Here is an 18,912-nt window from a genome sequence, read left to right as displayed (position 1 = left end):
CGACACCTCATGAGACCCCGAGACGTGACCCCAGTGCCGCTTCCTGGGAGTGACAAGACTCCTGTGTCCAACTCTGTCCAACTGAAAATGAACGGTACTGTCGCCAGCATACGGACGTTCCTTTCGTCACATCAGGTTTCGCGCGGCCAATCGTACGACTCATTTATTACATTGGACAAAACACTCACGCTGCAGAATATGAACGAACAAGTGGAACTGTCGTACAAGTGGACAACCATTAATGGTCAGCCTGTCTACGCCCCATCTGAAATAGTAGACCATCTTAGTGAGCGACGCAAGAGACCAAGTCTAGTCATACAACAGGGCCGTCCGGTGGCAATCGGAATCAGTCTGTCTCGTCCCACGGGAAGTGAGCTTCAAGCACAAGGCTACTTTCTCCTCGCGGAGATTGGCAAGCCCAGCCAGATGCCACCAGAGAACTTCCCGCAGACCGCAGAGGAGATTGCAGCAGTCGTCTTGAGAGTAACGGCGTTAGTAGGGCGGCGCGATGTCTACGTTGCTCTGTCATGTCCCACAGTGGTAGCATTCATGATTGCGAGTCTTATTGGTAGTACGCGTCACTTTAGGATTCTCCACTACGAGAACGGCAAGTATACAGCACTCCCCGACTACAAGCCGAGTCGGTTCAAGGAGTCACTCAAGAAGCCCTCTTAGTCACTGAGGCTGTCGCGAGAGTCACAGGAAAACGCCAGACGGTCGCGGAACAGCCTAGACTATGTCTGCAAGACCTCCGACGACATTATGGCGTGTTCGTCCGGTGCGCTATGAGGCTGACACCGACACCGAACCTGTGCCCAAGACATGATGAAGTCTGTGCTGCGGTCCAACATGCTGACACTGTCTGTACGACATGAACCGTCTGCCAAGGTACTGCCCAATACAGATAGACATATATGCGGCGCGCAAGGCGCGACGGATGCACGACATGGCACTCGGCATCGGGTTGCATCCCGTGTCATCCCAGCTGTGTCGGATATCAGAACGATGACTTGAGCAGCCGTCGTCCTGTCTGCCCAGCACATGTGTAGGTCCGAACCGCGTTGCTGTTTCGGTTGTAGATCTCTATCACATAAACGAGCTATGTATTGTGAGGTGAACGACAGAGATGGGATGTGATGACGATGGGTCGGATGAGGGCAGTACGGAAGGTTGCAGGCTCGTATGCTAGTTCACTGGCCTCACTGTCGTTCAACTTCGGTGGTCTTGTAGCCGGCATCATGCTCGCCACATCTCTTGATGTCATGGCCTCTGTACGCTGGGGCGTTCTGCTGTTCCCCTCCATAATCAGTGTCAGGGGTGCAATCGGCGGGCTCTTCTCCGGGCGGATATCTACAGCCCTTCATATCGGTACAATCCGGCCTTCGATGAGGGGCAACACAAAGCATCTCTGGATCCTCTACGACTCGACAACCGTCCTCTCGCTCATAATGGGTCTGGTGCTGTGGGCGTTCGGGTGCGCATTCGGTGTGCTATTCGCAGAACTCACCATGATAGACCTTCTCTATATGCTGCTCGCGATTCTGACGACACTTGCCATATCGGTGCTATTCGTGTCACCCGCCACTGCACTTGTCTCCATTGAGTCGATGAAGCGGGGCGCGGACCCCGACGTCTCCACCTATCCCATCATCTCCACTGTCGCCGACATTCTTGTGACGATGACGTACATTCTCGTAGTGTCTGCACTGAGGTTCTCATGGTCCCTCGGTGTATTCACTGTCATCTCCGTGCTGTTCGTGCTGTCCTGTGTGGTACTCTTATGGATTGACCGTGATGAACCAGACATGATCACCACGCTTCGCGAAAGCCTCATGGTACTGCCACTCATCGCATTCTTTGTCAACATCTCCGGCTCAACACTGGACCGCATTGGAACGGTCATCACAAATGAGCCCGCCATCTACATGATATATCCCGCCATAATCGATACTGTTGGTGATGTTGGGTCGGTGGTCGGCTCCACCGCGACCACGAAGCTAAACTTGGGCACAGCGCACTCGTCGCTGAGACTGTTCAAGGACCAGCTGTCAGAGATAGCAGGCACATGGAGTGCATCACTTACACTATTCGTCGCCTATGCTCTCATCTCCTTCTCCGCTGTTGGATTGAACACTGGGACCTCTTTGTCAGTCTTGATCATGCGAATCTCATTGACGAATCTAATGGCAGTCGGTATAGGGGTCGTCATTTCTCTCCTGATGGCACTCGGGACGTTTCGAAGGGGTTGGGACCCGGATAACTTCGTGATACCAGTTGAGAGCACATTTGCTGATGCAGTCACCTCACTGTCCCTGTTTGCCGCGACCCTCCTAGTCTGGTTGTAGGCAGTCTGACTCCCGCTGACTACCAGCGTTCGTGAGGCCTCCGGGCCCGGTCGTGGTCCGTGTATTGCCTCTCTACTCGTTCTGTGCGCCGCCCATTATTGCTCGTAACTCTTCAAGTCCTCTCTTATACCCGTCTACGACGAGAATGTCCCCAGCCTTCAAAAGCATCTCACCCCGCGGTCTGTGGAACCACATGCCCTCTCTCTTTACGGACTGGACGTAGATACCATGTGTGTCATCGAGGGCGAGTTCGTCAAGTGTCTTTCCGTCAAGTACCGACCCTGGCTCGACTACTAGTCTTGCCACAATGTCCTCAGCATCTCGCATCACTGACGTCATGATCTCGTGTGTTGGCAGTCCTCTGAGCTGAACCTGTGCCATCTCCCATGCCGCATCAGCTATCTCTTCCGCTGCAAACACCACTCCCACAAGCCCCCACTTGCGGTTGATATCGACATCAGGAAGTGACATGACCTCTTTCAAGACTCTGTCACAGTCCTCGTCGACTCTCTGCTCGAGCTCTTCGACCTCTTGGGCCAGTTCCGAGTCCTGATACGTGACCGAGGCATATGCAAGAGATATCATGAACTCAGACCTCTCCTTCAGTTCTAGCAGCGCTCTCGCGAGGCCTGTCTCAGGCTTCTCTCCACTGTAAGTTGACGGAAGGGTGGGACCACCTGTTGCAATCTCCAAGAACATCGAGGTCTCTTTGTCTGAGCCTCTCACGAAGACGATGTCTCCCGGGCATATCGTGATGTCTGCTCTCGGATTGACTGTCCACTCAGTTCCCCTTCTGAGTGCAATGACGTCTACGTTGGCACCCAGCTCTTCCCACACGTAGTCAATCGTGCGACACTGCAGGACCGACTCCGGTGCCACCTTTGCCCTGACAAGATGCTCCTCGACGTAGTTGAACACGCCCTTGATGAGAGGGTCGACAGGCCTGCCCTTGTGTACCAGCTCTGCTATGTCAGCTGCCGCATCAGAGATCCTGTTGGCCGATGATGCGACGCGAAACAGCCCGACCGCAGCCTCTGCATCGTCCTTGTCGCGAACAGCAAGAGACAGTGTCATCAGCAGCTGATACCCGAACCTGTCCACCTGTTCCTCTAGCTCCATGACCCACTCTATCAGTTCCTCATCCGAGAACAGGAGTGCTGAGTAGGAGAGGTCCAGCATGAGGTCTGAGTAGGTCTTCATGTTAGTGAGCAGCTCTCTGACCGACACTGGCTCGAACTTGACAATCTTTCTCTCCTTCCGTAGTCGTCTTGACAACCTATACTTCCCCTATACTGAAAAGACGGTGCCGACCAAGTATGGAGTCCGGCCACTCGGAGACCAATGACGCGTCCACCTCATTGGCTGAATTCCACACGGCTCTCGCCTGGCCAAGAACATCTCTCATAGGTCTTACATGCTCCCACCATGCGGGTCCATAAATATCTGTTTCGTAAAGAACTCATCAGAAGAGATGCTTAGCACCGTCAGTGAGACTCGCTGGTCTTTCGAAGCGGTCGATAGTGTAATGGAGCACCTGCGCTGGATGTCGTCTGAGACTCAGCCAACGATGCATCACAGGTCCTATGGGGGTCCGGCGTCACGCTACTCTGAGAGCATCTTCCAATTCCAATGTGGGCACGGCTAAGTCACACACTCACTGGTCTACCTTCACGATGAGCGCCTCACTCATGTCTAGGCTGGACCAGTCCGCGATGTAGCCGAGGTGATTGAGTATTCTCTCGGGACTCACCCCTCCACATTCCTTGACGAGTTCGAACGCATCCGCCACGGTCAGTGGTCCTCTCCTCATACGCTCAGTCATCTTTGCAGACACACAGCTCAGGACACTCTTTGCCACTATAGTATCCACAGCCAGCACATGGTCTGCCAGTTCCTTGCCCCGAAGGTGTTCGCGAAGGGCATCGGGGTCCACATCCAGTTCTCTTGCCAGAGCGTCCACAGTTATCGATGGGACTCGAATCTCTATGGGTATGGCTGAGAGTCGTGATGTATGCTCTCTCCTGATCTGCTCGTCCCTCTCTCGAAGGCGTGCTAGGACCGGAGCGAGCGGCACCTCCCTCTTGTAGAGCACGACACTGACATGCTGGGGAAGGCTGGCGAGCTCGTCGCAGATGTTTGCCTCGTCGACTGCAAGAATGATGTCCACTCCCTCCAGATGCCTCACTTTCTCCCACTTGCGGGCCAGGTACTCCGGCGTCCAGAAACCCACAATCTCAAGATAGACCTCCACACCGTGTCTTCGGAAGACGAAGTCAGGAAGCATGACCGCTTCGCCCGCCTGCAGTGGGCCGGGCTCCCGAACCAGCTCCCAGCCAGTGTCCAGCCTCCTGAACCTGTTCGCAAAGTCCTGCTCCACATCACTGTCAAATGACTCGACATGGTCCGATATGTCTCTGGGCAGGTACTGACCGTGCGTCTGACTGTCAAGTCTGAGATGCCGTGTGCGGCCTCCCCTTGGTCCATCAGAGATCTCCGCCTCGATTGACCACTTCTCCGAGGCGATGACACTTGGGACCAGTCGGGCAAACCTTGCCCCATATCTAGTGGTCTGCCTGACCACAGATAGAGGCCCCTCCACAGTCACAGAGTATGCATCATCCCTCCTCGTGGCAGTGTACATCAGACCGAGACCGCGAAGCGCCCGGAAGACGCCCTTCCAGTTGTCGGTCGTCAGGTCGAGGCGTGAGGCTCTGAACAGCAGCGTCTGAAGAAGACTCACATTGTAGTCGCCAATCAGTCTGGTCGCGGGCAGCGCGTTGACGGCGCTGAGGTACAAGTTGTCATCCAGATCGGCGTACAGACTGCTCTCAAGGTCCTCCACCGTGACATGAAGCGCCTGCGCGGCCCGTTGAAGAACCATTGCGCGCGCCTCACTGTTCGTGGGAAGTCCTTGCGATGCAGAGGTCATGAAGACCGTCTCTCTGGCGGTCATAGGACTTACAGGTGCGACCTGTTCAAACACGCACCTGCGCTCGAACACTGAGCCCAGACCCCGAACGACCCGAAAGTCCCAGTCTGTGTCCTCTTCCAGCCTGTGAAGATGCTCTCTTATGTCTCTCTTGCTCTTCCCTATGCTACTGGCGAAGACCTTTTTCACCTGCTCCGCCAACTCACTGGTCTCCGCTGTGGTCTCCAGAAACAGGGGCTGGATACGGTCTGCCGAACGCCTCACCAGAAGGAGACTTGTCGGAAGCATGGTGCCTCTTCACATCACCTGTGTCTTCTTGAACTCATCCTTGACTCCAGCGTGTCCTTGGACACAAGCTCGAAGATCCTCGCAGTCTTCCCCTCCCGCTTGCGCAGTATGCGTCCCAAGCGCTGGACGTACTCCCGTGAGCTCCCCGTGCCACTGATGATGACCGCTATTGAGGCGTCGGGTACGTCAATCCCCTCATCAAGGACTTGGCTCGTCACAATCACCCTGTACTGACCGGACCGAAAGCGGTCGAGTATCCGATTCCGTTCCTCCTTGTCCGTCTGGTGAGTTATCGCCGGGATGAGGAACCGGGAACTGATCCTATACACCAGGTCGTTATGGCGTGTGAACAGCATGGTCTTCTCCTCCGGGTAGGTCTCGAGCAGGTCTACAAGGACCTGCATCTTGGCCTCCGAGTTGAGTGCCGTGTCAATGGCCCTGTTCCTTGCAATGAGCGCTTTCCGTGCAGCGGGGTCAGTGCCCGTGCGCATGATGAATCGCTTGAAGTCCGCCACGCCACGCATGCTCATGCCACTGGACCTCACATAGGCTTTGAATGTGTTCCACTCCCTGTCATAGGTCTCTCTCTCCGCCGGCAACAGGTCAATCAGGACTCGCTCGTGAACATATGGTGAGAGATGCTTGCCTGCAAGGTCGTCTGCCGCCCGGCGATACACTAGCCCTCCAATGAGCCGCGGTAACTCCAGATGCGCACCGTCCTCACGTTCGTAGGTCGCTGTCAGTCCCAGTCGGTAAGGTGCGACGAACATCTCTGCTATCTGCTGGAACGATGGGGCCGGCAGGTGGTGTACCTCGTCGAACACAAGAAGCAAGAAGCGGTTGCCCAGGTGTTCTGCATGGATGGCAGCTGAGTCATAGGTGGCAATCGTTATCGGCATCACCGAGTGCTCGCCACCGCCGACCATGCCCGCCTCTACACCAAGGTGTTCTCCCCCCCACCTTTTCCACTGGTTCATCAGGTCTATTGTGGGCACCACTATCAGAGTCGGGACCGCTAGGTCGGCTATCGCCCTGAGCGCCACAAAGCTCTTGCCAGACCCGGTCGGCAGCTCTACAACACCCCGCCTCAACTCCTCCCACGCTTCGAGGGCCTGTTGTTGATAGTCTCTAAGCTTGATGTCTGCCCTCATGGTAGGCACCTCAGGGACGTCGAGCACCCCATCGCTGTACACAACTCCCCTACGCTTGAGGTAGTCAACTATCTCCTGATAGCGCATGCCCTCCGCCCTGAAGCACTTGCTCCTCGCATCCCAGCTGCCAAAGGGAACCCTCTCTATGCCGGTGACAACTATGGTTCCTCTATCATATTTTACTGCTATCTGTGTCATCTGGTGCATGAGTGCCGCTTCCGCATAAGGAGCTGCCTCTCATTGAGAAGGCGTGTGCCAATGTCTTCTACAATCTCGTTGGAGAAAAACGCTCGCTCACTTGTCAGCCAAATGACCAAGTCCTGTCTGCCACTCGCCACTGTCCAGCCTCTTACACCTTGGCCAAACTCCTAGACACATCCCGGTGTCCCGACCGCTACACTCCTCTCACTGCTTCCTGCCACCTCTGGTCTGAACGGAACCACTAGCCCTGTGCTGGAAAATGGCGTAGGGGTGGTCATGCGAGTCTCCTCGCCATCATCAGTATGTCTGAGAGTCGCGGGTCATCAGTGCTGACCGATACCTCCTCGGCCATCCAATTCTCCTCCTTCTTGCCTGGCCATATGCCTTGGAAGAGTGTCCATTCATCCTGCTGCCATGCTGCTCTCACAGCTCCAAACAACACGGAGAATACATAGATCAAGTCGCGTATTGCAGTCCATTCGGTCTCGTATGTGCTGTGTTCCAAACTTCCGGTCGCGGGTCTGTCAAGCCGAATCCCTCTGAGACCAAGCTGGTGTGCGGTGGCAACGAACTGGTCGTCGTAACTGATCACCATGGCATCCACGTTCTGTCTTTTGCTGTGATTGACAAGGGAATCGATAATGACCAAGTCCTTGTCGCCTCCCTTCTCCTTGGGTGAGGTCGGGAGCTCTGACTCACACTTCACGCAATTCTTCGAGCCTTGCATGTTGGCAGCTTCCACTCTGCCAAGCCAGAACCTTCTCTGGTTATCTCCCGGTTGGTTCAAGTAGTCGCGAAAGTCAAACCAAGCGCACTGATACTGGTCTTTCATCTTGGATATGTCCTCTTGCTTGTACTTGAACTCAAGCGGAGCCAGCTCGCGCTGCACTCCGCTGGAAAGCAAGTAGCCATAGGTGGGCGAGCGCATCCTAGACTGACCTGTGCGTGTGTGTCTCTCAAAGAGCGAATAACACCTAAACATGAGCGCGTTTGTGTCAAATGCAATGAGACCGAACCGCTCGCCTCCAGTTAGGTCCCTCCTGACAAATCCCTCTATCTCCTGCGTGGCCTCTGACCAGTTGACAGGCTGAACCACACCCGATGCCAACAGACATGTGAGGATGTCGTCGTACTTGAGTGATGAGCCAGGCGTCAGGTCTCCAAAGTCACTCTGCGTAATGATTGAGTGAACTCTCCCGCGCTGGGAGTCTGATGGGATCTCGACCTTTAGGACTGGCTTCTTAAGATAGGGCACCTCCAACTCAAACACCTCCTCGCGCTGCATGTATAGCCAGTTCAGGAAAGCCATCAGCTGGTCCAGTTTCAATACCGTATGAGTCACTGTACTTCCCTCTTCAGGTCCACAAGTCTCTGGTATACCGCTGGGATGTTGAGCAGAGGTTGCTGCTGGTATGCTTCATCGAGAAGATGCAGATAGAAGATCGCATCGGCGCCAGCCCTTATCCCCTCCTGCATCATGATGGCCGAGGCAAACTTCCGGCCGGGCGTAATGTCCATCGCCTTGGGCTTGTCATGATAATGCTCCAACATTCCCCTGAGATCTTTGCGATAGCCCTCATAGTTGTCCTCGTCACAACTGATGGGTATCAGCTCCACATCTCTGTTCAAGACCTCCTTGAATCGTTTGAGCCACGACTTGAATGCGTCGAACGAGTTGTCAAGATTCATCTTCACCCTTTCGTCAACAAGGTCTTCAGGTGGCATCAGGGAGAAACAGACAACATGTGTCGGGCACCACTCGCCTGCCAGATACGCGGCCAGAATGCCGTTGCTGATTGCGTGTGGGCTCGTGCCAATCGTCGTGAACCATACTCCTTCTCTCATATTGAATCACCGCGCCTGCAGTTTGATTCCAGGATGCTCCGGGTCATGGTATTCCTTCCTCCTTAGAATTGTCAGTGGTTGGTCTATTCGAGTTGATGACAAGGTTTCCCGCACTATCAAGAGAATCGCACCCCAGCCTATGGTCTGAATGGAGATGCGGCAGTCCTATGCTGTCTTTTCTGGGACTGCTGCTGTTCGAGTCGTGCGGTCACTGACTAGATGAATCTGCCATAGCCACTGTTGCCTTTCGCTCCAAGTCCGATGGACCTGAACGCATCGCGCATCTCTCTCTCCACATCATCAAGACTAGGTGCATAGCCAGTCACGGGCATGATGTGAAACAAGAACTCTGTCTCTGGAGCGGTCGCCAAGAAGAACACTGGAATCGGAGAGTAATAGTCCCCCGGAATCGCCTTTTCGGGATCTGAGTAGTACTCGGCGTAGTGCGGGTTGATGATGTCCACCTCCATCTTGGGTTTTCTGCTGGGTAGTGCATCAAGTATTGTGACTTGTCCGACGCCATCCTTGCCCAGAAGCGTATCAGCTGCCTCTGGTCTATTCTCGAAGTCGCGCATCCACGAACGCAGTGCGCCTTTGATTGAAGACCCCGGAATCACCGGTACAGAGAGATGCGGGTTCCAGCGAAAACCAATCTCACTTGGATGAGGCAGTCCCAATCCTGTGACAAACCTCCACTGGGTCTTCAGGCAAAACGACCTGCCCCCCATCGCAGAAACTAGCCGCCTCCTTCGTTCGTTAGTGTGTTGGAGCATACTGTCAATCTCTCTGTTCTCGCTCACAAGCCTCACAATCCGTTTGAGGAATTCGAGGGTGGGTGTACTCTGGTAGTCGCCACGGGTCCAGAAGTCAGGAAACCTATCGAACACAAGGCTCGGGTTGGAGTCCTTCCCGAGCATACTACCTACATCTGACTGGTAGAACGGGATTGTCGTCCCGGAAGTGTCCTTCTTTGGCTGGGATTGAGGCTTGGGAGTGTCTTTCTTCGGTGGTGGTTTGTTCTTGTAGGTCACCCGGAGCCTTCCTCCTTCTTTGGAATAATTGCCTCAGAGAGCCTCTTCAACCACTGCAACAGTCTCAGTGTGTAGTCCTGTGCGGCCAAGTACTGCTCCTTCGTTCCCTGCAGAATGCTCGTCATCAGGTCCTTGTCCTTGGAATACACTCCAATCTTCTTCGTGAGCCACTCGGATATGTCCACGAAGAGGCATCCCGGTGCGCTGTTGCGGTCTACATCCTTCGGTGCTTGCTTGGCATCAGCAAGCAAGAACGCTAGCGCCTGACCGAGTCCACTTGTTAGCACCATCGACGGAACACTCCTGGCGAGGGTCTGATATCGGTCACGGAAATCCTTGCTGTTTGCGAATGTCACGCGTTCAAGAGCGTACTCACCTTCCATGCGATCAAGGTCTGTCACAGTGCAATCACACTCCGCTCTTCGCTATGATTGAGAGGTCCTGCTCCTGCAACAGCTTTGCAGACATCCAGCCAGCACCGATTGTTTCATTGCCGCCGAGTTGAACATACCCCTTTGAGATGGCCTGACTGAAGAGTCCCATGACATCTTTCGGTTCCTTCTTGCTCTCGTCCCGACTGGCTCCTGCCATCACGATGCTATAGAACAGGGAGTCGGTTGGAACCGCCTCAGCATACCATAGGTTGTTGCTCCGCTTTGTCCTGTCTTCCAGCTGATTTCTTGCAGTAATGATGGTTGCAAAGCGAGAGAGATGCGACATTGTGCTGTCGCTGACAACAACCAGGTCCTTGAGTAGTTTGGCCATCAGGTTGCCATGCACTTCCGTCTTGCATACAAGCTGCGACATGACGCTTGCTAGGCGGGACACACGACCGTCCTTCTTCACGTCCAAGAGCACATCCTCGAGAAGAGTCTTACCTGTGAGAGTTGACTCTATGGTGGCAAACACGGTATTGCTATCGAGGTCTTCGATGCTGGCCCCGAGTTTGATGCCAATCATGCTGAGGTCTCGTTCCAATCGGTGAATCATGTACGCTGATGTGACCCACACGAAAAGCCTCGAGGAGCATCTCACAGGGAGTGCCATGAGCCGACAGTCAGTCAGTGTCAGGGCGCCAGCGAAGTGCTCATCCGTGCCAAGTTCTGAGCCGTATAGCACCTTAGCATCTTCTGCCGCGCAGTTCTCTCTGAGGGCTCCCTTCAAGCTTGAGCCCGGAATGGTGGGCAGACCTGTGTGACCTTCTCTTTGGACTGGCAAGTCTATTCCACCGATACTCTGTCCCGTTCCGCAGTGAACGGGTGTTTCAGCAATCAATCCCAACAGTGCACCAATTCTATTCATAGCTACCACACTCCTATGACTGCATGTCCCAGTCCAATCTGGGTGTCGAGTCCGACGCATCTGTCATGAAGCGCCTGCACTATCTCCTGAGCCTTGCTGGAGCCTGACTCAAAGTAGTACACGCTTCCTGCCGGAACGAGTGTCCTAAGTTCTCTAGGTCTCTTTCCGGTCATATCCCATCCTCCTACCTGAACCGCCTTTCCAGTCCTGGCAGTAATGAGCCGGAGTTCAAGCCCGTTTAGAGTTCCGGTCCAAGTGGTTATGCCCTCATTCTCTTGTGGCTTGAAACCCGGAGGCAACCACGAACCATCAAAGTCCGCATGCTGAAGCAACACCAGCTTGAATCTGCCTGAGGATGATATCACATCCCCTTTAGGTGTTGCTATCTTCGACCCGTGGTCTACGGGTTTCACCTTGGCGAGTCTGTTCTCTCCACCAAAGCTGAGAAGAAGACTCTCTTTCATGCGTGCCTCTTGTTCATTCAGTCCATCCAAGGTTATCATTAGTTGTGCGTTCTCACGCATACGTGCCAAGACAATATGGTAGAGATGTCCTTCCCGGGTTGCCCGCGTTCTGAGATCCCTAGCTATGCCCGTCCTTCTCTCATAGACGGCATGATGTGGTGTCTTCTTCCAGTCCCACTCTGGTGTGAGGAGTGGGTCACAAGTGACAGGGACTAGGTCGTTTCTGTCAACAGGCTCACCTGACAGGTACTTTGATAGGCTTGCTTCTGATATGGTGTGTGTGTGACCCCAGTCCCTGAATAATCGCCCATCCTCAGCAGTCGGAAGCCGTGTCATCCCCAGGTCTGTCCGTATTGGCTTGTCTGTCACCAAACCCGGCAGGAGCCCCCTTTCCTCGCCCTTCTGAGTCAAGTCCATGGGCACTGGATACCGACATTGATTGTCGTGCATGATGTACGGCCCTTTTGTCCGCAGACTCCCGTCACGCTTCGACGGGTTTCCAACCACCTCTCTGGCATGGCACCCGGCCGCGCTCGGGCAATTGTCACATCCTGATTGGACGTACTTCCTGATATTCTTACAAAGATGCTCGAGTACAAATGCCCTGGAAAGACCATAGCCCGATGAGGCGCTCGGTGGAAAGATGCTTGCAGTGTAGGTGGTTTCACCCGCGTCAAAGGGAATCGAACTCCTGAAGAACAGTGGGTCCGTGGGCTCTACTAATACACTGAGTGTCATTCGTTGACACCTCCGCTTGCCATGAACCTTATCATGAGTGGCGTGTTCTTGTCGTACTCTTGATTCGTTAGATCCTCTCTCCTTGATGCTTTCAGAAGGCGGTCTATGAGTTCGCGGACGGCTGCCCTACCCTGTTCTGTCTCTTTGAGCTTCTTCACGCCTTCCGTCCGTGACGCGAAATACTCAGCAAAGAGGAGACTCTCAATGACTCCAGTACCGCCGCCAAACTCCTCAAAGAGTTCTGAAGTCTTGTAGAGAAACCCGCTTGTTAGTGGCGGTGCACTCCTACCTTGGGCTGCATCAATCAGTCCTCTCAATGTCTTTATGCAGGAGATGTTTCCTGTGGAGTCCCATCTCCTTACCAGCCGAATGCCCGGTCCTGAACGATTCCAGACCTGAACTGCAAAAGCGTCTTTCATCGTCTTGGTCTGAGCATCTCTGTGCTCTTTGGCCACATCATCAAGGAGGTGATGCGTATGAGTGACGACCTGCCTGAGGGGCGCGGTGGTATTTGCGAGAGTAATGCCAGCGCTTATCGTTGGTCGGATGTTCTGGAAACCGATGCTACTCATGGCGCTAGCATATGCAATTCTCAGCTCGAGTGCTGCGTCAAGAACGGTGCCAAGAGGCAAGAACGCGAGCAGATCGTCTCCACCCGCGTATACGACCTGTCCACTCATAGACTCGACAATACTATGAGTTGTGTCAGCGAAGTCGTTCAGTGCCTTGCTGATATCACTCTTGTGCCGTTCATTCTCTGAGAGAATTTTCCCCATGTTGTCGCCATCCATGAGTAGTACCGCGCAGTAACTGGAGGGGCCCAGTATTCCCGCTTTCTTCGCCGCTTCTTGAAGTGCTTTCTGAGAGTTTCTCAGAGTTTTTCTGTCGGCATCCTCATGGTCTTGTAAGCGCCGTGTGGCATAGCTCGCCGAATAGTAGTAGTCTGAGCTGAAGTCTAGCAGGTGTTGCAGATCAGGCGCCAGAACCCCCCACCCAAGTGATATGGTCAGTGCCTTCACTCGGTTTGCCTTGCATGCTCGAAGCGACTCCAGCATTCTCTTGGCTGCATGAATGGTTGCCGTGTCGTGTGAGTGGACAACTTCCTTCAACCAAGTCACTGCGGCGAAGTCCACCGTCGAGGGGAATGATTCGGCCTGCAAACGAGACAGTTCTTTGGGTTTACCCTTGCTGACAAGCTCGGAGAGGGCCCTCTTCGTGAAGCAGATTGCACACAGCCTCTCTTCCTCCCTGACTCGCACTCGACTAGGCAGTGTTGTACTGATTCCCTGCCAAAAGTCCTTCATATCTCTCCTAGTGCCTTCGTTCAATGCTATTGCCTGACGACTTCCGCAGACTGAACACTTCCAACCCTGCTCCGGACTTGTGTTGAACTGACGTATGCTCTTGCGAGCCCTTAGATTGTCATATGCCCCTGTCACCCAGACGCAGTACCAGAGTCCGTTCTGCTGCCTATCCCATATGGATCTTGCATAGTTGTTAAACTGAGGTGATGCCCGCTCCAATAGCTGACGGGCTTCGTCACATACTCCTCGCCATAGTGAGTTCCACCTGTCAATCATTACTGAGGCTACTGTCTGTGGGTCCAAAGACTTGCAATCCAGCTGCATGACATTGGGAACAGAGGCATGTCCACTCAAGGGCGAGTCCGGAGAACTCGAGGGCAATAACGGAGATACCGGTTCGGCCCCGGCGCCGGCGGCTGCCCTCAGAGCACTCTCCGCAAGCAATGCCAACAATGATGAACCTGCCCACAGGTCGCGTGTCGTACGTGCCTCGCTCACATAAGACTGAACTGGTCCAAATGAGATGTAGAGTGACTCGTTGCTCACAATTCGACCCCCTTTAACAAGTCGTCCTTGACGTGGTCATGGAATGCAGTCACGAAGTTGGCACTCGGTCTAGCGATGGTCTTTTCCATGTGTTTCTCAACCAAGTGAACCTGTTCGTCTGGCGCTAGCACTCTGCAGTTGAGAAGCGTCACGACAGGGTAGTAGTGGCCGTCGATGCAGACGACGTTGATTATGAGCGGTGATGCGCTGCGTTCATGCTTGACACCCCTCACTTTAGTGCCGTCTCTGTCCTCGATTGGTAGTCCCAGTGCGGCATTCTCCGAGAGTTTGCGGTTCTTGCGAAACTCTTGGTACTTCTGGCCAATGTATTCCAATGCCTGCTGCCACCGATTGTAGCCCTCCTTGCGTTTATCCTGTGCTAGCAGAAGTATCCAAGATCCCTGGATGAGGCAGGAGTGTTCACCGCTAGTGATTCGCTTGAACAGCCCACTCTCTTTCGAGAGGACATTCTTCAGGCTGTCTATCCATTCCTTGGTGGAAGATGGTGTCAACTTGACACCAGTGTCAGATGCTTCTGGCCAGTCTGTTTCGACTCCGACACACGTGACCGAGCCGAACCCCCTTCGAGACCGATTTCCGATTCCTCCGAGGTTGCATATTGCCCACCAGCCGGCAACAACTGCCTTCCTCGTCAGATCACTTAGCTCCCGGTCGGCCCAGGGTCGTATGGTGTGTAGCACACTGAATTGAGAACCCGGCCTGACGGCTTTCCTATCTCCTCCTTTCATATAGAACGGATAAGCCAGATACTTGATTCCAGGCGACTCTTTTTCGTCCGTCTGAATGTTATAGAGGTTGGGTTTCAACGGCACGTCCGGAAAGCTTATCGAGAGGGCACCTGCGCCTCCTTTCCCACCAGAACCGAAGATACTGCTCTCATGTTTCCGGAAGTCCGGGTCCATGGCACGATACCAGAACCTTAGAAGTCCCCTGAGCGATGGTGTTCTCAGTTCCGGTTGCCGTTCTGCTCCGCCCAGATAGAGTGGCGTCACAGTCCTGAGTGTGATTCTGAACGAGTTGTTCGCTGTCATTCCTGCTTCTCCGTTGTGTCTTCTTTGCTAGCGTTAGCGTACACTTCCAACCACACGCCTGCCTCACTCCTCTGTTGTCTGACTAGACCCTCCTGCGGTGTTGATGGAGGCTTCCGTCGGATGTCTGTGGAGATGGCTACTCAGTTCCACCCGCTGCCCAACAACATAGGGATTACTTCTCTGGACCTCTGCCGGGCGTCGGTCCACGAGCGCCACGAATACCGTGTCCACACCAAGCCGTGAGGCCTCATTCCCCACAGCTCTTGAGACCTCACCCATGAGCGTGGTGCCTCCAGTCACATTACAGACAACTTCTTCCGACAATGCAACCGTTGGACGGCACCTTTCCACGATGCGCGGGATCTCATCGAACCCGATGTATGTGTCCGTCAGTTCTAGGACCTGCACGCCATTTCTATCGAAGCTCGCGTGAACCATCACATCATCAACAGCTGGTGACGATTCAGAAGACGCAATCACGATCACATGGTCCGGCTCAGTCAGGCGAATGGCAGAGAATAGCACGCCTCTGGCAAGTCCCAAGGGACTGACAAGAAGTCGGTGGTGCTGCGCTTCAGGTCTCAAGTCAATCGGGTGCAACTGGTGACAGTAGTCCAGAAGCTCATCGAGTTCAGTTCTGTCAGACGATGCCTGAACGCTGGTGACGCCAAACCCCGCATGTGCATATCTGTTTCTCAGCTGTGTGAGCTTGTTCCACTTGTCAGCCAGCACTCGTTGGTCCTCACTGAGGAGTCCTTCAAGCTCCTCTAGGCTTCGGAGTCGTGTCAGTGCTGAGAGTCTATACTCCGCCTGGCTTCGCGCCTTCAAATCGAGCCACTCTCTTGGGCTCATGTCTAGAAGCATCACATTTACAATGTATTCGCGCAGCAACAACAGCGCGTCACCGATTCGGTTCCTCCCCTTGAACCACTCAACAACAGAGAGCTGTCGTCGAAGTTCCTGCTCTGTCAGCTGTACATCGCTCTTTGCGGACGAGTATTCAATTTGCAGAGGACTCAGCTCAGTCCCAATCTTGCGGAGCGTTTCTGCAAAGAGCGGCGCGATGATCTCGTCATCGGCGACCTCACGTATCTGGGAGAGAAGGGAGGCGACGCACCGTCCTATCTCGATGGGAAGTGCATGACCTATGGGATGCGCAAGGGCACGAAGATACTTGATCAGTTCACTCAGTTTCCTTGCGCCGGCGTCAGAGAACTCCAGTCCTTTCTTGTAATGCTGAGCGAGCTCAACAAGATGGTCCATTCTCCCTGTGTCGAGAAATGTCCTCATAGCCTGAGACCATCTGACTAGAGTGAGAGATGGGGTCACATCGATTATGGGCGTCTGGGGAATACCCTTCTGGAACTGCGCATACAGTACTCGGGCGAGCACTGCATTCCCGAAGCAGTCGAGATAGTTTAGAGCTGTGAGGAAGACAAGGGGCATGTGACGGAAAGCATGGGTGATGTCCAGTGTCACATCTACTCTACTATCATCTGTTGGCCTCAAAATATCGACCACAGTCTGTATGGAATCGAGCAGGTCCTTCTCCTCCTTGGGCTCCCCAATGGTAAGACTACTGAGATGTGAAGCGTCCTGCCCTAGGCTCTCTCTCAGCAGAGGCAAGCGTGTACAGCTCTGCTCCGTCGTGACTGCAACAATCCTGTCGAACGGGTGCGCCAAGTGTGCGATGGCTGCACAGGTCATATTGGTTTCGAAGCGGTTTCTCTGGTTAGGGTACAGATAATACTCAGTAGTATCGTAGTTGCCAGTGCCGAGGAATGTCACCAACAAGCGTTCTGGTCTGCCCACGTCTGTGTCCTCTCTGCCCGTCTCGGCCCTGCTACTCTTCAGTCGAGTGTATGTTCCTATTTGAATACATTCTGTGTGAACCGAGTCTCCCACAGGTCCCCCCGGGCCACGTAGTCTCCGTCATTGCGGCTCATCACAGTCCCGGTGGGACACATACTGTCTTCATCCACGGTGCATATATACTGCGTGAGCCACGCCCGCCTCTCAGAACGTCCTGTGGGCCAGCAGAACCAGTCTCTGAACGGTGGAGAGTCCTGTTTGGTCCTGGTCTTTGACTAGAGGAAACGACCTCCGACTCCGTCTTGTTCTGTCGGCCCCTTAGTTTTCCCAAGTTTCGACCCCGCTTCTAGCATGATTGTAACATGCTCCAGACGGGCCGTCCGCGACAACTTGATATCTGGGTCTGGAGGAACAGGATACACATTCTGGCACAACTGATTAGAAGGTGCACTTGAAATGGGTGACGGCAGTTCGGCCCCGGATACTTCATTCAGTCCGCTGGTCCCGTGGAGATTCACAGTTGTGGTGAACCTGATTGGCGCTGTGACGATTGTGCTTGCTGTCTTCTTCACCTATTCTGGTGTGTTCCCCTTTCAGAGCCCCCTGGGAGTCTACCGCCTATTGCCGGGCGACATCATGATTGACCTCGTCTGGACCTATGTTATCGCACTCGTCTGTGGTGTGGTCGTCGTCCTCTTCTCCGCTCCTCTGGCCAGACTCTTCTGGTATGCCCACAGAATCGCCAAGGGCGGAAACCAAAACTACTACATCCAGAGAAGGACTGGCAACGCAGGAATCTCTCCTCACAGGCGACTGTTCACACCTGCCATCGCAGCTCTCGGATTCGCATTCAGTCTCTCATCACCCACTGTCCAGTCACTCGTATTCGTGACCGAGAACTTCACCTCCCTCGGCGAGCATGACTTCGCCATAAGGACCGCCATGCCCGTCCTCTTCATTTCAATACTCGTCGCCACCTTTGTACTACTCATATTCACTCCAATCTGGCTCCTCGAGGACGCCGGACTCATCACCGAGAAGAAGACCACAGGCTCCCGCGTCACCGCCGATATCGAGGGCGTGGGCCAGTTCTTCATAAAGTACCTGCGCGGCTTCGCGGGACTATCCACCGTCATCGGCTACCTGCTGCTCGGAGTCCAGATGGTCGACTGGTATCAGGCAATATCCGCAAACCCTGAACTCATGTACCCGCTCTTCGTATACTTCATACCCGTCACAGTGGTGTTCGCCGCACCCCTCATTGTGCTCGCACCCATCTCCATCGTCAATCTGTTCTACGAGACCTCATTGAAGAAGAACGCTCGCTCACTTGTCAGTCAGATGACCAAGTCCGGTCTGCCACTCGTCACTGTCGAGCCTCTCACACACCAGCCCAACTCCTAGACTCATCACGGTGTCCCGACCGCTACCTCCCCATCACCTCTTCCTCCACCTCTCGCCCCACCTGAACCACTGGTCATGTGCGCATCGTGGTATCCCTACAACTCTCTTAACGCTACTTCTAGTCTGATTGGAACTCACTCACTTCTAGCGGGATGCTCCAGTCATACCTGCTCGTTTCAACCCTACCTCTAGTGTGATTGGAACGCGACTATCTCCGCGACCACGCGTGGGCGATCGCCGACGTTTCAACCCTACTTCTAGTCTGATTGGAACCCGGGACCGTTCGTTGTGAGTTGGATGACTGGATGGCGTTTCAACCCTACTTCTAGTCTGATTGGAACTTATTCTTTTTTCTCCCCCCGATGTGACTGATCACAAGTTTCAACCCTACTTCTAGTCTGATTGGAACTTAGAGCGCCTGCCTGAAGGGACCGTACTGAGTACGGGTTTCAACCCTACTTCTAGTCTGATTGGAACTCTTCTGCCGCCATCTTCTCCAG

At 54.1% G+C, this 18,912-nt stretch carries 15 protein-coding genes and 1 CRISPR repeat array; of the genes, 3 read left to right on the top strand and 12 right to left on the bottom strand.

Annotated features, from left to right (window positions below; all coding sequences use genetic code 11):
* The first annotated feature begins 198 nt into the window (after window positions 1-198).
* Window positions 199-675: a hypothetical protein gene (locus HXY34_10820; GenBank protein NWF96621.1), complete on the top strand. Its 477-nt coding sequence runs from the start codon at window positions 199-201 to the stop codon at window positions 673-675.
* 467 nt (window positions 676-1,142) lie between these two features.
* Window positions 1,143-2,345: a magnesium transporter gene (locus tag HXY34_10815; GenBank protein ID NWF96620.1), complete on the top strand. Its 1,203-nt coding sequence runs from the start codon at window positions 1,143-1,145 to the stop codon at window positions 2,343-2,345.
* Between the two features lie 72 nt (window positions 2,346-2,417).
* Here the strand turns inward: HXY34_10815 and HXY34_10810 are convergent, their stop codons facing one another.
* From HXY34_10810 to HXY34_10755, 12 genes are all read right to left on the bottom strand, one after another.
* Complete coding sequence (locus tag HXY34_10810; protein ID NWF96619.1) at window positions 2,418-3,620, bottom strand: hypothetical protein; 1,203 nt, start codon at window positions 3,618-3,620, stop codon at window positions 2,418-2,420.
* 379 nt (window positions 3,621-3,999) lie between these two features.
* On the bottom strand, window positions 4,000-5,562 hold the full coding sequence (locus HXY34_10805) for a DUF790 family protein (GenBank protein ID NWF96618.1): 1,563 nt from the start codon (window positions 5,560-5,562) through the stop codon (window positions 4,000-4,002).
* 14 nt (window positions 5,563-5,576) lie between these two features.
* Window positions 5,577-6,911 (bottom strand): DEAD/DEAH box helicase, encoded by a 1,335-nt coding sequence (locus HXY34_10800; protein ID NWF96617.1) that lies wholly within the window; start codon window positions 6,909-6,911, stop codon window positions 5,577-5,579.
* Between the two features lie 277 nt (window positions 6,912-7,188).
* On the bottom strand, window positions 7,189-8,256 hold the full coding sequence (locus HXY34_10795) for a hypothetical protein (protein NWF96616.1): 1,068 nt from the start codon (window positions 8,254-8,256) through the stop codon (window positions 7,189-7,191).
* A complete protein-coding gene (locus HXY34_10790; protein NWF96615.1) occupies window positions 8,253-8,759 on the bottom strand; it encodes a hypothetical protein in 507 nt (168 codons plus the stop codon). Before HXY34_10790 ends, HXY34_10795 begins: the two co-directional genes overlap by 4 nt.
* 215 nt (window positions 8,760-8,974) lie before the next feature.
* Complete coding sequence (cmr6, locus tag HXY34_10785; protein ID NWF96614.1) at window positions 8,975-9,790, bottom strand: type III-B CRISPR module RAMP protein Cmr6; 816 nt, start codon at window positions 9,788-9,790, stop codon at window positions 8,975-8,977.
* Window positions 9,787-10,191 (bottom strand): type III-B CRISPR module-associated protein Cmr5, encoded by a 405-nt coding sequence (cmr5, locus tag HXY34_10780; GenBank protein NWF96613.1) that lies wholly within the window; start codon window positions 10,189-10,191, stop codon window positions 9,787-9,789. Before cmr5 ends, cmr6 begins: the two co-directional genes overlap by 4 nt.
* Before the next feature lie 7 nt (window positions 10,192-10,198).
* Window positions 10,199-11,092: a type III-B CRISPR module RAMP protein Cmr4 gene (gene cmr4, locus HXY34_10775; protein NWF96612.1), complete on the bottom strand. Its 894-nt coding sequence runs from the start codon at window positions 11,090-11,092 to the stop codon at window positions 10,199-10,201.
* 2 nt (window positions 11,093-11,094) lie between these two features.
* On the bottom strand, window positions 11,095-12,294 hold the full coding sequence (locus HXY34_10770) for a hypothetical protein (protein ID NWF96611.1): 1,200 nt from the start codon (window positions 12,292-12,294) through the stop codon (window positions 11,095-11,097).
* Window positions 12,291-14,144, bottom strand: a complete 1,854-nt coding sequence (gene cas10, locus HXY34_10765) for a type III-B CRISPR-associated protein Cas10/Cmr2 (protein NWF96610.1) — start codon at window positions 14,142-14,144, stop codon at window positions 12,291-12,293. The genes HXY34_10770 and cas10 overlap by 4 nt, the downstream gene beginning before the upstream one ends.
* Window positions 14,141-15,196 carry a type III-B CRISPR module RAMP protein Cmr1 gene (gene cmr1, locus HXY34_10760; GenBank protein ID NWF96609.1) on the bottom strand — a complete coding sequence of 352 codons (1,056 nt, stop codon included), beginning with the start codon at window positions 15,194-15,196 and terminating at the stop codon, window positions 14,141-14,143. Before cmr1 ends, cas10 begins: the two co-directional genes overlap by 4 nt.
* Window positions 15,197-15,259: 63 nt before the next feature.
* Window positions 15,260-17,008: a CRISPR-associated DxTHG motif protein gene (locus HXY34_10755; protein NWF96608.1), complete on the bottom strand. Its 1,749-nt coding sequence runs from the start codon at window positions 17,006-17,008 to the stop codon at window positions 15,260-15,262.
* Between the two features lie 456 nt (window positions 17,009-17,464).
* On the opposite strand from HXY34_10755, the gene HXY34_10750 reads away from it, so the two are divergent.
* On the top strand, window positions 17,465-18,412 hold the full coding sequence (locus tag HXY34_10750) for a hypothetical protein (GenBank protein ID NWF96607.1): 948 nt from the start codon (window positions 17,465-17,467) through the stop codon (window positions 18,410-18,412).
* A gap of 103 nt (window positions 18,413-18,515) precedes the next feature.
* A CRISPR array of direct repeats spans window positions 18,516-18,890; the repeat unit is 31 nt; unit sequence GTTTCAACCCTACTTCTAGTCTGATTGGAAC.
* Window positions 18,891-18,912 lie beyond the last annotated feature (22 nt).

The organism is Candidatus Thorarchaeota archaeon (assembly GCA_013388835.1).
Lineage (GTDB): Archaea > Asgardarchaeota > Thorarchaeia > Thorarchaeales > Thorarchaeaceae > JACAEL01.
Note: the sequence above shows the minus strand (reverse complement) of the source record. Positions and strands in the feature narration are given on the sequence as shown.